Origin of the sequence: Methylococcus mesophilus, assembly GCF_026247885.1 — a bacterium.
In the GTDB taxonomy this organism is placed as follows: Bacteria; Pseudomonadota; Gammaproteobacteria; order Methylococcales; family Methylococcaceae; genus Methylococcus; species Methylococcus mesophilus.
Genome location: NZ_CP110921.1, coordinates 3813189 through 3828274 on the forward strand (window position 1 = coordinate 3813189; position 15086 = coordinate 3828274).

The following is a 15086-nucleotide window of genomic DNA, read 5'->3' on the forward strand; positions in this document are numbered from 1 at the left end:
GTTTACCGTTTCAGGAACCGTCCGTTGCGGGGAGTCCGCCGGCGGCCTGGCGTTCCGCCCCGGACGGCAGCGGCGCGGCCGGTGCCGTGACCCAGGCCGCGATGTCGCGCCAGGGCGTCTCGGCCTGCAGGTCGCGCAGCAGCAGGTGATAACCCTGCCGGTAATAGGCGAAGCGGGTGCCGGGCGGAAGTTTGTCCAGCAGGGCCATGACCGGCGGCCTCGGAATGATCTCGTCGCGTTCGCCATAGAGCACGAGGGTCGGTGTCTCCAGCGAAACGACCCGTTCCTGGGCAGCGTCCATCAGGTCCGCCAGGCCGTGGATCGCGTCTACCCGAGTGGCCTTGATGACGTTCGGATCCCGCCCCAGGCCGCGGAGCATCTCGATGTTGTCCGATGCCATCACCCCCAGCCCTTCGCCAGTGAGGCGGAGCCAGGGGAGGGTATGCGAGCTCAGGGCCAGCAAAGAACTTTGATACCACGGCATGGTGTCGCGCGACCACACCGCCGGTGCGGACAGGATGAGGCCATCGGCCCGCGGAGGCCGGGCGGAGGTCATGGCGACGATGGCCACGGCGCCGCCCATGCTTTCCCCGAGCAGATAGGCCGGCACGCCCGGATGCCGGGCCCGGACCTGTCCGACGAAAGTTTCGAGATCCGCGGCGTAAGTATCGACCCCCGCCCAGAGCCCGCGCCCCGGTGCCAGGCCGAAACCGCGCTGGTCGTAGGCGTAGCAGCCGATGCCGTGGCGTTCCAGATAACTGCCCAAGGGCTCGAAAGCATGGCTGTAGTCGTTGAAGCCGTGGACGGCGACGATGACGGCCTTGGGCCGCGCCCCGGTCGGCAGCCAGCGCCGGACCGGCAGCACCGCGCCATCGGCGGCAACGAAATGGGCTGCGTGCAATTGCGGCAACGCCACGGTCGGGCCGGGACGATTTACCAGAGGGGCGCAGGCTGTCTGCAGTATGAGCAGTGCCAGGCAAACCAGGGCGGGCCCGGATGCAAGGACAAAACGGCGGTCCATGGCGGACGTGGCGGTGAGGAGATGAATGTCGAATTATACCGCCGGAACCCACGCCGCCTTGAAGCGAAAAATCAACCAGGGACGAGCAGTCGATTGAGAAGACGTGAGTGCAAGACTTGGGAGAGGAGAATGCGGTCTTCGCGAAGAAGAAGTGTGTCGGTCCCCGGTGTACCACAGAAAGGTAAAGTGTTCGGTAATGAGATTACAAAGTCCGTGCCAGTTGTTCGAAAGCCATGTCTTCCGGGATCGCCGGTCATTTGCGCGCTGGGGGCAGGCTGCAGCTGCGGTAATTGCCCCGGGTCCTGCGGGATTTGACCTGATTTGGCCTTCCTGAGCGCTGTCATGGCATCACCGACGCACTGCACGCCGCCCGGGAAGTTCGGCGGGACGCTCGTCCATTTCGCGCGCGACGCTTACGGTTCGATCGAGGTGGTAGACGCGTTCGGCGTGAGGACCTTGCATTTCGGTACATTGGCGCGCCAGAGTTCCATGTGCCTGCAGGAACCGGACCGAGTAGAACTGCCTTATGTGCGGGCGATGCTGAGCGCCTTGCTGCTCCATCCCGAGCCGTCCGACGTTCTGCTGCTCGGCCTCGGCGGGGGTTCTTTGGCGAAGGCCTTGTTCCAGCACTTGCCGGCCTGCCGGATCGACGCGGTGGAGCAGCGCAGGGTGGTCGTCGAGGCCGCGCATCGGTTCTTCGGGCTGCCCGAGCATCCGCGCCTGTCCGTCACGGTCGGCGATGCGGGGGAGTTCGTCAAAGAGGCGGGAGCGGCTGGGCGGCTTGCCTCCTATGATCTCATTCTCACCGATCTGTTCGACGGCGAGGGCATGGCGCCGCCGGTGGGGGAGGAGCCGTTCTATGTCGACTGCGCCGGTGCGCTACGGAAGGACGGGGTGTTCGGCATCAATCTCTGGGGGACGCAGACCGCGGCTTGCAGCCGGGTTCTGGAAACAATGAGGACGTCCTTCGACGGGCCCACGTTCCGATTGGCGGTTCCGGGCCGGGGCAACGTGATCGGGTTTGCGCTTGGGTCCGAACCGGAACGGGCGACTGCCAGGGCGATGGAGCAGCGGGCCCGCCGGCTCGAAGCCGGCCTGGGCATCGAATTCAGTCGTTTCCTGCGCGCCCTGCAGCAGTCGAACCGCGCGCTCTTCGGCTGATTCAGTCCGCGGCGGCAGTGAGGCGCAGGCCGTCTTCGTCGAAATCCAATACGGTGAGTTCGCCGTCGGCGTCGGTAATTTCCGCCCGCTTGAGTTTGCCGTTCCGGTGATAGGCGTAACGGTGTTCCATTTCGACTTCGCCGTAAACCATCTTCCGCAGACCGACCAGACGGTCCTGGTCGTCGAAATACCCCTGAAAATAGGTATTCCGGTGGCCGATCTGTTCCGGTTCCAGTTCGGTCATCAGGTTGAGGGGCAGATTCACACCGCTGTAGGTCAGGAAAAACCGGGTTGTACCGGCGATGGCTTCGGGCATGGTTTTACCAGGGGCTGTATTCGTGGAGGGGCGATGATGGCATAAGTTCGTGGCGGCATGGAATGGCGACGGGATACTGCGTGAAAAGCCTTCAACACTACGAGTTTTGACTTGCCAAGCGGGAAGGACGATCCTTCGCCGGCCTGGAAACCCAGGAAATTCCTGGGCTGCAGGGCTTGGCATCCGGGTTGCATAACATTTGGCGCATAACCTCACTTTGTCTGGCGGTCGAGTGTTTTTGAACGGAGATCTGCGCAAGGATGCGCCGCTTGCCGCCAGCTTTTTTTACGCCGTCAGATCGGTTCCAGGTTGGCGTAAGCCAGCATCAGCCATTTGGCGCCCGCATCTGCAAAATTGACGTGCACCCGAGCCTGGGCCCCGTCTCCCTCCTGCTGCAGAATCACGCCCTCTCCGAATTTGCCGTGGCGGACCCGCTGGCCCAGTCTTAGTCCTCCGGGAGCGTTGGCGGCCGCCTGAGTCGACGGCGCTGCGACGGGCCGGCTGACTCCTCCCTTCATCCTGATTTCCTCCAGACAGTCCGGCGGCAATTCGCGCAGGAAGCGGGAAGGCCGCGGGTAAGACTCCTTGCCGTAGAGCCGCCTGCACTCCGCATGGGTGATATAGAGCTTGCGCCGCGCCCGGGTGATGCCGACGTAGCAGAGCCGGCGTTCTTCTTCCAGCCGGGCCGGGTCTTCCAGCGACTGCAGGCTCGGAAACAGCCCTTCCTCCAGGCCGACCAGGAACACGAGGTCGAATTCCAGCCCTTTGGCGGCATGCAGGGTCATGAGCTGGACACAGTCCTCGAAGCTTTCTCCCTGGTTTTCGCCGGCTTCCAGCGCCGCGTGGGCGAGGAATTGGTCGAGGCCGCCCAGTTCGGGATCGATCAGCGGTTCCAGCTCGAACTGCCGGGCGGCTCCGACCAGTTCCTCCAGGTTTTCCACCCGGGCTTCCGCCTGCTCGCCTTTTTCCTTGCGGTAATGTTCCAGAATGCCCGAGCCCTCGACCGTGAGCTGTACTTGTTCCCACAGCGCCCGTCCCTGCGCGGCCGTGGCCATGGCGTCGACGAGTCGCAGAAATCCGGCGAGGGCGGCCGTTGCCCGGGCCGGGAGCACGTTGTCTCCGACAAGTTTCTCCGCGGCGCTCCATAGCGAGAGCCGTTCGAAGCGCGCCAGTTCGCGGACGAGATCGAGGGTCTTGGCGCCGATGCCGCGGGTCGGCGTGTTGATGACCCGCTCGAAGCCGGGGTCGTCGTGGCGGTTGGCCATCAGCCGCAGATAGGCGAGGGCGTCCTTGATCTCGGCACGCTCGAAGAAGCGCAGGCCGCCGTAGACCCGGTAGGGAATGCCGAGAGCCAGCAGTTTTTCCTCGAACTGGCGCGACTGGGCGTTGGAGCGGTACAGAATGGCCGTATCGCTCCGCCTTCCGCCTTCGTCCACCCAGCGGCGGATGCGCTCGACGACGAAGTAGGCTTCTTCCTGCTCGTTGAAGGCGGCGTAGACCGAGATCGGTTCGCCCCTGCCGCCTTCGGTCCACAGATTCTTGCCGAGCCTGCCTTCGTTTTTCGCGATCAGGGCGTTCGCGGCGCTGAGGATATTGCCGGAGGAGCGGTAGTTCTGTTCCAGCCGGACCATCCGGTGGCGCGGATAGTCCTGGCGGAAGCGGTGCAGGTTCTCGATCTTGGCGCCGCGCCAGCCGTAGATGGATTGGTCGTCGTCGCCCACCACGCTGAGGTTGTCGCTTTCCCCGGTCAGCAGCCGCAGCCAGGCGTACTGCACGCTGTTGGTATCCTGAAATTCGTCGACCAGCACGTGCTGGAAGCGCTCCTGGTAGTGCGCGAGGACGTCGGCGTTGTCGCGCAGGAATTCGTGGGTACGCAGCAGCAGCTCGGCGAAATCCACCAGCCCGGAGCGCTCGCACAGTTCTTCGTAGGCGAGATAGATCCGCCGCATCTGCTTTTCGAACGGGTCGTAGGAGTCGGGAAGATTCCTGGCACGGCGGCCTTCATCCTTCTGGGCGTTGATGTACCACTGGATCTGGCGCGGCGGCCAGCGGGCCTCGTCCAGTTCCAGGGTCTTGAGCAGCCGGCGGATCAGCCGGTACTGGTCGTCGGAATCGAGGATCTGGAAACCCTCGGGCAGCCCGGCCTCGGCCGCATGGCGGCGGAGGAAGCGGTGTGCCAGGCCGTGGAAGGTGCCGACCCACAGGCCCTGGGTCGGCAGGTCGAGCAGAGCTTCGATACGCGCCTTCATCTCGTTCGCCGCCTTGTTGGTGAAGGTCACGGCGAGGATGGCGTGCGGCGACACGCCTTCGGCCCGAAGCAGCCAGGCGATGCGGTGTACCAGCACGCGGGTCTTGCCGCTGCCTGCGCCGGCCAGCACCAGCAGGGAGCGGTCCGGGGCGGTGACGGCCTCGCGCTGGGCCTCGTTCAGGGGGGCGATGATGTCGGTGATGTCCATGACGGGCATTTTACACCCGTCTTGCGCAATACCTGGGGAGCCTGCACAATCGAGAAGCTTTACCCCACGGATGTGGCCGGATGCGCCATGCCCGTTTTCCTCACCCGGCCCTCCATCCGCAGAGGGCGAGGGTTTCCGTTAAGCGACTGCACGTTCAAGAGGAGGTTATGACATGGCTTTTGATTATAAAAAAATGCTAACGCGTGAGCTCAACGTGGGCCTGAAAGATCGCCAGTACCGAATGATAGGCGGCGCTGCGGCGCTGCTGCTTTCGGTGTTCATGGGGAACATTTTTGTGCTGCTGATCGGCATCGTCCTCGTGGCCACCGCATTCATGCGCTGGTGTCCGGTGTATTCCGGGCTTTCCAAGAGCACCGTCGATCCGAATGAGCCGGCACCCGACAGCAGCTCCCATTCCGACACAGAATCCCACTAAAGGACGGCGGTTTTTTCTGGCGCAAGGAGGCGCCCCGCCTAGTCCTCGCGCCGGAACTGCCCTTCGATGGTACGGGTGCCGGAATCGGGCGGAGCCGGTGGCTTGAAACCCTGGAGTACGTGATCGACGAGATAGCTGGCAAGCCGCCGGCGCGAAGCCGGCAGCAGCAGGAAAAGGCTCACCCCGTCGGAAATGAAGCCGGGTATCAGCAGCAGGATGCCGGCGGCGAGGATCAGGCCGCCCTCGATCAGGTCCTGCGCGGGGAGGCGTCCGGCATCCAGGCTCTGCTGGATGCGGCCGAAGGTTTTCAGTCCCTGGGTTTGCAGCAGATAGGTGCCGGTCAGCGCCGCGCAGCCCAGCAGTAGAATGGTGGGAAGGAAGCCGAGCAGGCTGCCGACATGGATCAGGACGTAGATTTCGGCGATCGGCAGCAGCAGGAGCGCCAGGATGGCAAGTTTCAACGGATTCATCGACGCAGTGTTTCTGCAACTAAAGTGGCGCACTTTCTGCCATGACATCGGTCTACTGTCTAGTTCTTTGTAGTTGTCCGGACGAACAATCCGCCGGTATCCTGGCGGAGGGGCTGGTCGAGGGACGGCTGGCTGCCTGCGTAAGCATCGTTTCCGGGGTCCGGTCGGTTTATCTGTGGCAGGGGATCCTCGAGAAATCGGCGGAATGCCTGCTTCTGGCCAAAACCTTGGAATCCCGCCTGCCTGAGCTGCAAGCCTGGCTGAAACAGCACCACCCCTATGAACTTCCCGAAATCATCGCGATCCCGATACAACGCGGTCTGCCGGAATATCTCGAATGGGTCGGAACATGCGTGACACCGTCGTGATGCGGATTTATCTGCTGCTGGTCTTATGGCTGGCCGGAATGCCGGCCTTCGCCATCGACAGCCGCGACCTTTTGCCGCCGGAGCGGGCATTTCCGGTGGCGACGCGGCTCGAGGGTTCCGGCACAGCCGTGCTGTCCTGGGACATCGCCGATGGGTATTACCTCTACCGGAGCAAGTTCAAGTTCGCATCGCGCCCGCCCGGTGTCCGTCTGGGCGAGCCGGTCTTCCCGGAGGGTCACAAGAAGCAGGATGAGTTTTTCGGCGAAGTCGAAATCTATCGGGGACACATCGAGGTGCGGCTGCCTCTCGTGGCGGAAACCGCACTGCCGGAGACGCTGGGACTGGAAGTGACTGTACAGGGTTGCGCCGATGCCGGCGTCTGCTTCCCGCCGTATAAGCGATCGCTCGAACTGAAAACCGCTGCGACAAGCGGCGCGGGCGCGCTCACGCGTCTGGCCGGCGCGCTCCAGGGCATCGGAGCCGGTCCGGCGGAGGGTGATCTGTTGCCGGCGGACCAGGCATTCCGCTTTTTCGCCGAGGCGCCGAACCCGGATACCGTGCGGCTGACCTGGCAGATCGCGCCCGGGTATTATCTCTACCGGGAAAAATTCCGCGTCGCCTTGCGCAATTCCGAGGGCGTCGCTCTGGGCGGCTATGCCTTCCCGCGCGGCGAGCCGAAGATCGACGAAGAGTTCGGGGCGGTGGAGGTCTTCCATGGCGAGGTGTCCGTCGACATCCCATTGCTCCGAACCGGCGGCGGTTCGCACGCCATCACCCTGGAGGCCGGATTCCAGGGTTGCGCCGAGCGAGGCGTTTGCTACCCGCCCATGCTGAAGACGGTCGAGCTTGAACTGCCCGCCGCGGCTGAGGGGGGGGTGTCCGCGATCGCCGGGGCGACCGTCATCACTGAACAGGACCGCATCGCCGACGGGCTCTGGCGTGGCTCGCTCTGGCTCAACATGCTCAGCTTCCTGGGCTTCGGCATCCTGCTCGCCTTCACTCCGTGCATTTTTCCGATGATCCCGATTCTTTCCGGCGTCATCGTCGGCCACGGTCATGCGATCACCACGCGCCGGGCGTTTTCGCTGTCGCTGGCCTATGTGCTCGCCCATGCCCTGGCTTATACGGGTTTCGGCGTGCTGGCTGCGCTGTTCGGCGCGAACCTCCAGGCTGCGCTGCAGAATCCCTGGGCGATCGGAACTTTCAGCGCCCTGTTCGTGGTGCTGGCGCTGTCCATGTTCGGCTTCTACCAGCTCCAGCTTCCCACCGCCGTGCAGTCGCGGATTGCCGCACTCAGTTCCAAGCAGCATGCCGGCAGCTTGGCCGGTGCGGCCGTGATGGGGCTGCTGTCGGCAGGGCTGGTGGGGCCCTGCGTGGCGGCGCCGCTCGCGGGGGCATTGATCTATATCGGCCGGACCGGCGATGCGCTGCTCGGCGGGCTCGCGCTGTTTTCCCTGGGGCTGGGCATGGGACTGCCGCTGCTGGCGATCGGTACCTCGGCCGGCAAGCTGCTGCCCAAGGCGGGCATGTGGATGAATGCGGTCAAATCGGTGTTCGGCGTGGCCATGCTGGCGGTCGCGGTGTCGATGCTGGAGCGGATCGTGCCGCTGTCCGTGGCCATGCTCCTGTGGGGGCTGCTGCTCGTCGTGTCGGCCGTGTACATGGGGGCGCTCGACGCGCTGCCAGCGGGCGCTTCCGGTTGGCGCAAGTTGTGGAAAGGGCTGGGAGTGGCGATGGCCGCCTATGGGGTGTTCATGCTGCTGGGCGTGGCGGCCGACAGCCGGGATCCCTTGCAGCCGTTGCGGGGTGTGGCCGGCTCGTCCGGCGGCGCTGCCGACGCCGGTCCGGCGTCTTTCGCCAGGGTTGCGAGCGTCGACGAACTGGAGGCTCGCCTGGGCGAGGCCGCCGCCGCCGGACGCTGGGCGATGCTGGATTTCTACGCGGACTGGTGTGTGTCCTGCAAGGAGATGGATCGTTACACATTCAGTGATCCCGCGGTCAAGGCGAAGCTGAAAGACATCGTGCTGCTCAAGGCCGATGTCACCGAAAACGGCGACAACGATCAGGCGCTGCTGCAACGCTTCGGCCTGGTCGGTCCGCCGGCGACCCTGTTTTTCGGCCCGGACCGGAGCGAGCGGAAACCGTTCCGGCTGGTGGGATTCACAGAGCCCGAAAAGTTCGTCCACCACCTCGACCGGGTGTTCGACGGTGTCCGATAGGATCGTCCTGATCGCAGTCGCCGTGCTGGCCGTTATGGTGGGAGCGGCGGCGCAACGCTGGCTGTCCGCCGGTTCGGCCGAATGGCAGGGGCCGGAATCCGCGTTTCCGGACCTCTCGGGGAAGCCCGTGCGCCTGTCGGATGAACGCTCCGAAGTGCTGATGCTGAATTTCTGGGCCAGTTGGTGCGAGCCGTGCCGGGAGGAAATGCCGGTGCTGGACCGGCTGTATGCGGAGTTCAGGCCGCGCGGGCTCAGGATCGTAGGCATCGCGCTGGAGGACCGGGAAGGGGTCGCGGCGTTTCTGCGGAAGTTTCCGGTCGGCTATCCCATCCTGGTCGGCGAGCAGGGCGGCGACGCGTTGGCGGCGCGTCTCGGGAATTCCGCGGGAGGGTTGCCTTTCACCGCGGTTTTAGATGCCAGCGGCCGGGTGCTCGCGACTCATCTGGGTCCCCAGACGCGGCCCCGGTTCCTGGCTGATATCGAGCCCCGGCTTGCTCCTTCCAGGTGAGAGCCTTGATTTGAGCGTCTTGTCCGCATTTGTGGACAAAATAGCCCCATTTCGGCAGAATACCGCCGCCTATTTAGGCGATTTGATCGATTGATGAACTGGCGCGCGCAATGGCGGGTATCTTGGTGCTGAATGGGCCTAACCTCAATCTGTTGGGGGTGCGTGAGCCCGGTATCTATGGCAGCGATACGCTTTCCGATATCGAATCACGCCTTAGCGCGCAGGCCGGAGCGGCGGGCATACCGATCGATTTTTTCCAGAGCAATGCCGAGCATGCTCTGATCGAACGCATTCACCAGGCGTTCCGCGACGCGGTCGATATGGTCATCATCAACCCGGGGGCATTCACCCATACCAGCGTCGCCTTGCGCGATGCGCTGCTGGCCACCGCCATTCCTTTCATCGAAATACATATTTCCAACGTGCATGCGCGCGAGCCGTTCCGTCGCCATTCCTATCTTTCCGATATTGCCAAAGGGGTCATCTGCGGATTGGGTCCCGTGGGCTACGAACTGGCGCTGCAAGCCGCCCTGCAAATGACACATAGGTCGTTATAGATGGACATTAGAAAAATAAAAAAACTGATCGAAATCATCGAAGAATCGGGTATCGCGGAAATCGAGATTCGCGAGGGGGAGGAAGCCGTCCGCATCAGCCGCTACGCCTCGAGCGTCGCGGCTCCGGTCGCCGTGGCGGCGCCGGCGATGCCCGCGGCGGTGTCCCCGGTTGCCGGCGGGTTGTCGCCAACGCCTCCCGCCGATGCGCCCAAGGAAATCACCGGCCACGAGGTACGCTCCCCCATGGTGGGCACTTTCTATCGGGCACCCTCGCCCGGTTCCAAGGTATTCGTGGAAGTGGGCCAGCGGGTCGAAGTCGGCGATACGCTCTGCATCATCGAAGCGATGAAAATCCTCAATCAGATCGAAGCCGACAAGTCCGGCATAGTGAGCAGGATACTGGTGGAGAACGGCCAGCCGGTGGAGTACAACCAGCCGCTGTTCGTGATCGAATAGCCTACGGCCCGTTCCGGCTCAACAGTCTCCAAGGTGCTCACTATGCTAGGTAAAGTCGTCATCGCCAATCGCGGCGAAATCGCCCTGCGCATCCTCCGGGCCTGCCGCGAACTTGGCATCAAGGCCGTCGCCGTGCATTCCGAAGCGGACCGCGATCTGAAGCACGTGCGTCTGGCCGACGAGTCGGTCTGCATCGGTCCGGCCGCGTCGCGCGACAGCTATCTGAACGTTCCCGCCATCATCAGCGCTGCCGAGGTCACCGATTCTCTAGCGATCCACCCCGGCTATGGCTTCTTGTCCGAAAACGCAGACTTTGCCGAAAAGGTGATCCAGAGCGGATTCATTTTCATCGGCCCGAAGCCGGAAACCATCCGCCTCATGGGCGACAAGGTCTCTGCCATCGAAGCGATGAAGAAGGCCGGGATTCCTACCCTGCCGGGTTCCGACGGACCGCTGGGCGAGGATGAGGACGAGAATCTGGCGATCGCCAGACGGATCGGTTTTCCCATCATCATCAAGGCTTCCGGCGGCGGCGGCGGGCGTGGAATGCGGGTCGTTCACAGCGAGGCCAATCTCGCAGCCTCCATCGACCTCACCCGAAGTGAGGCCGGTGCCGCGTTCGGGAACGACATGGTGTACATGGAGAAGTTCCTGGAGAATCCGCGTCACATCGAGTTTCAGGTGATCGCCGATTCGCACGGCAACGTGGTTCATCTGGGCGAGCGCGATTGCTCTACCCAGCGCCGCCACCAGAAGGTCGTGGAAGAAGCGCCGGCGCCCGGCATCACCCAGGCGCAGCGGGACGAGATGGGCATGCGCTGCGTGCAGGCCTGCAAGGAGATCGGCTATCTCGGTGCCGGCACCTTCGAATTCCTCTACCAGGACGGCCAGTTTTATTTCATCGAAATGAACACCCGTGTCCAGGTCGAGCATCCGGTGACCGAAATGGTCACCGGCTTCGACATCGTCAAGGAGCAGTTGCGGATCGCCGCCGGTGAGCCGCTTTCGATCCGCCAGGCGGAGGTGGAAATGCGCGGGCATGCCATCGAGTGCCGCATCAACGCCGAGGACCCGACCAATTTCATGCCGTCGCCGGGGTTGATCGAGCAGTTCCACATGCCGGGCGGCCCGGGTATCCGTGTCGAGACCCACATCTACAACGGCTATCGCGTGCCGCCTTATTACGACTCGATGATCGGCAAGCTGATCGCCCACGGCGAAACCCGTGCGGGAGCGATTGCCCGGATGAGTACGGCCTTGAATGAGATGGTGATCGGCGGCATCAAGTGCAACATTCCGCTGCTGCTCGACATCGTCAGCGACTGCGCGTTCGAGGCGGGTGGACAGAACATCCACTATCTGGAGCAGAAGCTGGGGCTCAAGCACTAAAGCCATGTGGCAGCAGTTGATGGTGACCGTCGACGAGGATCTGGCCGAGGACGTATCGGACGCGTTGATGGAAGCGGGCGCGCTGTCCGTCAGTTTCCTGGACGCCGGCGATCAGCCTCTGTTTGAGCCTCCGCTCGGGACGACCCCGGTGTGGGCGCAAACCCGGGTGGTGGGCTTGTTCGAGGAGGCCGGCGATATGGCGGCGATCCGCTCGGCGCTCGGCCGGCGGTTCGGCGAGGAAAGGCTTCGGGACTGGAGTGAGGAAACGCTGGCCGACCAGGCCTGGGAGCGGGCTTGGCTCGAACACTTCCGCCCCATGCGTTTCGGCAGCCGGTTGTGGGTCTGCCCGACCGGATTCACGATCGAGGAATCCGATGCGGTTGTGATGCTGCTGGATCCGGGGCTGGCTTTCGGGACCGGAACCCATCCGACCACCGCCTTGTGCCTGGAATGGCTGGACGCGGCGGATTTGCGCGGGGCGTCGGTATTGGACTATGGCTGCGGGTCCGGCATCCTGGGCATCGCTGCGGCACTGCTTGGGGCCGCTTCAGTCCGTGCCGTCGACATCGATCCGCAGGCGCTGGCGGCCACCGCGGAAAACGCCGCAAAGAACCGTGTCGGGGAGCGGATCGTGATTTCTTTGCCCGGAGACCTGCCGGATTTCGAGAGCGATATCGTATTGGCGAACATACTGGTCAATCCGTTGATGGAACTGGCCGATGAGTTGCGGTCGCGGGTTCGCCCCGGCGGCCGGATCGTGCTTTCGGGCATTCTGGCGGAGCAGGCGGACGCCGTGGCCTCCGCTTATGCGGAAAAAGGCTTCGAAATGGAGCCCGCCGTGTTCAGCGAAGACTGGGTCCGGCTCGCCGGGCTAAGACGGACCTGAAGGTGTTTACCCGCTGTCCATCCTGCGGTACGGCCTACGGCATCTCGGTGCGCCAGCTACGGGAAGGGCGAGGCGTCATGCTCTGCGATCATTGCGGCCGCGTTTTCAATGCCCTGCCGGGGCTGGAGGAGAGCGTCCCCGATCCGTACTCGCAGCCGCCGAAAGACGGCTCGGGGCGCTGGTTCCGCGGATGGAGGAGGGGTTACGACGAGCCCTCCCGCCCGGGGTTTTTCTTGCGGCTGGCCTGGGGCATCGGCAGTATCGCCTTGGCGATCGCCCTGCTCGGCCAGGTGGCGTATTTCGGCAGTACCCGTTTTGCCCAGGACGAGGCCATGCGGCCGTGGCTGGTGATGCTATGCGATGTGGTGGGTTGCCAGATCCCGCCCTACAGCGACGTCGAGTCGATCCAGATCGTCGAGCGGACCCTGCGGCCGGTGCCTTCCACCGGCGGCTATGAATTCCGTCTGGTCATGGCTAACCAGTCCACGGCGGCCCAGGTGTTTCCTTCGATCGTCCTGCGGGTGGTCGACCGCCAGGGGAAGCCGGCCGCGGGCAGGGTGTTTTCCCCGGCGGAGTATCTGCCCAAGGGTACCGGCATGTCCATGATGCCGGTTGGCAAGTCTCTGGAAGTCCGTCTGGATCTGGCGAAGCCGGATCGGGACATCAGCGGTTTCACCTTCGAATTGATCTGACACGTGTATCCAGGCGCTTCCCGGCGGGAGCCGCCTTTTCTTTTTTTCAAGCGCCAGCGGCGTTTGGGTTGTCGACTGTATGTCTGAATTGTCGGTATTGCGGCTGAAGAAGAACGAGGAGCGCCGTCTGCGGGCGGGGCATCTGTGGGTCTTCAGCAATGAGGTGGATGGCGAAAAGACGCCGCTCAAGCGGTTCGCGCCGGGCGAATACGTCGTGGTGGAGGACTCCCGCCAGCAACCCCTGGGGCTAGCCTACGTCAACCCCGAGTCGCTGATCTGTGCGCGGCTATTGAGCCGCGACCACCGTGTGGCGATCGACCATGCCTTCCTGCTGAAGCGCCTGAGCCGGGCGTTGCATCTGCGCGAAATGCTCTTCGCCAAGCCCTATTACCGCTTGCTGTATGGCGAAAGCGACGGCCTGCCCGGTTTGGTGATCGACCGCCTGGGCGAGGTGCTGGTGCTCCAGGCCAGCACGCTCGGCGCGGAGCGGCTCCAGGAGCCGGTGATGGAGGTGCTCGAAAAATTGCTCTCGCCCCGCACCATCGTGCTGAAGAATACCTCCAGCCTGCGCCAGTTCGAGAAGCTCGAGAATTACGTGCGGGTATTGGGCGCGCCGCTCGAAGGTCCGATCGCGATCGAGGAGAACGGCGCCCGCTTCCTGGTCGATCCGGTGGGAGGGCAGAAGACCGGCTGGTTCTTCGACCATCGCCAGAACCGGGCCACCGTGGCGCAGTTGGCCAAGTGCCAGCGTGTGCTCGACCTGTTCTCCTATACCGCCGGCTGGGGCGTGCAGGCGGCCCTGGGCGGGGCGGAATCGGTGGATTGCGTGGACAGTTCCGAGTCGGCCCTGGCGCTAGCCGCCGAGAACGCCAGGCTCAACGGCGTGGCGGATCGGATGGGTTTCATCCGGCAGGATGTTTTCGAGTTTCTCAAGCAACTCAGGCACAAGCGCCAGCGCTACGATCTGATCGTGGTGGACCCTCCGGCCCTCATCAAACGCAAGAAGGACATGAAGGCGGGCGTGGAGGCTTATCATCGGCTCAACCAGGCCGCCATGCAGGTGCTGAACCCCGGCGGGGTCCTGGTTTCGGCCTCCTGTTCCTTCAACCTCCCGCGCCCCACCCTGCATGACATTCTGCGCACCAGCAGCCGCCATCTGGACCGGCATCTGGTGATCCTGGGCCAGGGCTGGCAGGGACCGGACCATCCGGTTCATCCCGCCATTCCGGAGACCGAATACTTGAAGACCTTCTTCTGCCACCTGTCGATGCCGCTGTAGGCGGCATCTTTCAATCCTGGGCGCTGCGCCTCGCCGCAGTGACGCGCTCGTAGCCCTGCATGTCCCGGTAGTGGCGGATGTCGCGGTAGCCCATGTCGTTGAGAATGTCCGCGACCGCGGCGGCCTGGTCGTAGCCGTGCTCGAACATCAGCCTGCCGCCGGCTGTCAGCGCCTGGTGGGCGCTTTCGGCGACCAGGGTAATGTCCTGCAGGCCGTTGTCAGCGGATACCAGTGCCTGGCGCGGCTCGTACCGGACGTCGCCGCTCAGCAGGTGCGGGTCGGCGGGGCCGATGTAGGGCGGGTTGCTGACGATCAGGTCGAAGCGGACGTTGGCCGGCAAAGGCCCGAGCCAGTATCCCTGGAGGAATCGGATCGCCTTGGCGCCGAGTTCGGCGGCGTTGCGGCGGGCGACGGCAAGAGCGGGTTCGCTGACGTCCACGGCCCAGATTTCCGCCTCCGGACACTCCAGGGCCAAAGTCACGGCGATGGCGCCGCTGCCGGTGCCCAGATCGAGGATGCGGGGCCGGTTTTCGCGGCGAATCGCCTCGATGGCCAGTTCCACCAGCAGCTCCGTCTCCGGCCGCGGAATCAGCACCTCGGGGGAGACATGGAAGGATCTGGACCAGAACTCCCTTTCTCCCGTCAGATAGGCGACCGGGACACCGTGAGCGCGCTGGGCGACGTAAGCCCGAAAGCACTGCTCTTCCTCGGCTCGCAGCAGGCGTTCGGGCCAGGCTCGCAGAAAGGCGCGGTTTTTCCCGATCGAGCGTGCCAGCAGCACTTCGGCATCGAGCCGGGCCGTGTCGCTGACAGAGCCCAGCAGCCTGATGGCATTGGCCAGGGCCGCTTCGATGGAGAGTGTCGCCACAGCC

Annotated in this window: 16 protein-coding genes; 11 read left to right on the forward strand and 5 right to left on the reverse strand. The window is 64.0% G+C overall.

What is annotated here, in order from left to right; translation table 11 throughout:
- Window positions 1–10: 10 nt before the first annotated feature.
- The gene (locus OOT43_RS18085; protein ID WP_266022071.1) at window positions 11–1021 is read right to left on the reverse strand and encodes an alpha/beta hydrolase; all 1011 of its coding nucleotides are present in this window, start codon (window positions 1019–1021) and stop codon (window positions 11–13) included.
- 342 nt (window positions 1022–1363) lie between these two features.
- On the opposite strand from OOT43_RS18085, the gene OOT43_RS18090 reads away from it, so the two are divergent.
- The gene (locus tag OOT43_RS18090) at window positions 1364–2182 is read left to right on the forward strand and encodes a spermine/spermidine synthase domain-containing protein (RefSeq protein WP_266022072.1); all 819 of its coding nucleotides are present in this window, start codon (window positions 1364–1366) and stop codon (window positions 2180–2182) included.
- A gap of 1 nt (window position 2183) precedes the next feature.
- On the opposite strand, the gene OOT43_RS18095 is transcribed toward OOT43_RS18090, so the two are convergent.
- Window positions 2184–2498, reverse strand: a complete 315-nt coding sequence (locus OOT43_RS18095; RefSeq protein WP_266022073.1) for a DUF6156 family protein — start codon at window positions 2496–2498, stop codon at window positions 2184–2186.
- Window positions 2499–2791: 293 nt separating this feature from the next.
- Window positions 2792–4954, reverse strand: a complete 2163-nt coding sequence (gene uvrD, locus OOT43_RS18100; protein WP_266024953.1) for a DNA helicase II — start codon at window positions 4952–4954, stop codon at window positions 2792–2794.
- A 172-nt stretch (window positions 4955–5126) separates the two neighbouring features.
- Here uvrD and OOT43_RS18105 point away from each other — a divergent pair, with 172 nt between their 5' ends.
- A complete protein-coding gene (locus OOT43_RS18105) occupies window positions 5127–5390 on the forward strand; it encodes a YgaP family membrane protein (protein ID WP_266022074.1) in 264 nt (87 codons plus the stop codon).
- A 38-nt stretch (window positions 5391–5428) separates the two neighbouring features.
- Here the strand turns inward: OOT43_RS18105 and OOT43_RS18110 are convergent, their stop codons facing one another.
- Window positions 5429–5860, reverse strand: coding sequence for an FxsA family protein (locus OOT43_RS18110; RefSeq protein WP_266022075.1), 432 nt, complete (start codon window positions 5858–5860; stop codon window positions 5429–5431).
- 41 nt (window positions 5861–5901) lie between these two features.
- Between OOT43_RS18110 and cutA the strand changes: the two genes are divergently transcribed.
- The 9 genes from cutA (at window position 5902) to OOT43_RS18155 (ending at window position 14214) form a co-directional block, all read left to right on the forward strand.
- Window positions 5902–6228, forward strand: a complete 327-nt coding sequence (gene cutA, locus OOT43_RS18115) for a divalent-cation tolerance protein CutA (protein WP_266022076.1) — start codon at window positions 5902–5904, stop codon at window positions 6226–6228.
- The gene (gene dsbD, locus OOT43_RS18120) at window positions 6210–8447 is read left to right on the forward strand and encodes a protein-disulfide reductase DsbD (protein WP_266022077.1); all 2238 of its coding nucleotides are present in this window, start codon (window positions 6210–6212) and stop codon (window positions 8445–8447) included. The genes cutA and dsbD overlap by 19 nt, the downstream gene beginning before the upstream one ends.
- Complete coding sequence (locus OOT43_RS18125; RefSeq protein ID WP_266022079.1) at window positions 8437–8955, forward strand: TlpA disulfide reductase family protein; 519 nt, start codon at window positions 8437–8439, stop codon at window positions 8953–8955. Before dsbD ends, OOT43_RS18125 begins: the two co-directional genes overlap by 11 nt.
- A gap of 110 nt (window positions 8956–9065) precedes the next feature.
- Window positions 9066–9512 (forward strand): type II 3-dehydroquinate dehydratase, encoded by a 447-nt coding sequence (gene aroQ / locus OOT43_RS18130; protein WP_266022080.1) that lies wholly within the window; start codon window positions 9066–9068, stop codon window positions 9510–9512.
- A complete protein-coding gene (gene accB / locus OOT43_RS18135; RefSeq protein WP_266022082.1) occupies window positions 9513–9968 on the forward strand; it encodes an acetyl-CoA carboxylase biotin carboxyl carrier protein in 456 nt (151 codons plus the stop codon).
- A 42-nt stretch (window positions 9969–10010) separates the two neighbouring features.
- Entirely contained in the window at window positions 10011–11357 is a 1347-nt protein-coding gene (accC, locus tag OOT43_RS18140) for an acetyl-CoA carboxylase biotin carboxylase subunit (protein ID WP_266022083.1), read from the forward strand.
- 4 nt (window positions 11358–11361) lie between these two features.
- Window positions 11362–12243 carry a 50S ribosomal protein L11 methyltransferase gene (prmA, locus tag OOT43_RS18145; RefSeq protein WP_266022084.1) on the forward strand — a complete coding sequence of 294 codons (882 nt, stop codon included), beginning with the start codon at window positions 11362–11364 and terminating at the stop codon, window positions 12241–12243.
- A 2-nt stretch (window positions 12244–12245) separates the two neighbouring features.
- Entirely contained in the window at window positions 12246–12935 is a 690-nt protein-coding gene (locus tag OOT43_RS18150; RefSeq protein WP_266022086.1) for a DUF3426 domain-containing protein, read from the forward strand.
- 79 nt (window positions 12936–13014) lie between these two features.
- Window positions 13015–14214: a class I SAM-dependent rRNA methyltransferase gene (locus OOT43_RS18155; protein WP_266022087.1), complete on the forward strand. Its 1200-nt coding sequence runs from the start codon at window positions 13015–13017 to the stop codon at window positions 14212–14214.
- Window positions 14215–14224: 10 nt separating this feature from the next.
- On the opposite strand, the gene prmC is transcribed toward OOT43_RS18155, so the two are convergent.
- Complete coding sequence (gene prmC, locus OOT43_RS18160; protein WP_266022088.1) at window positions 14225–15082, reverse strand: peptide chain release factor N(5)-glutamine methyltransferase; 858 nt, start codon at window positions 15080–15082, stop codon at window positions 14225–14227.
- Window positions 15083–15086: the final 4 nt, after the last annotated feature.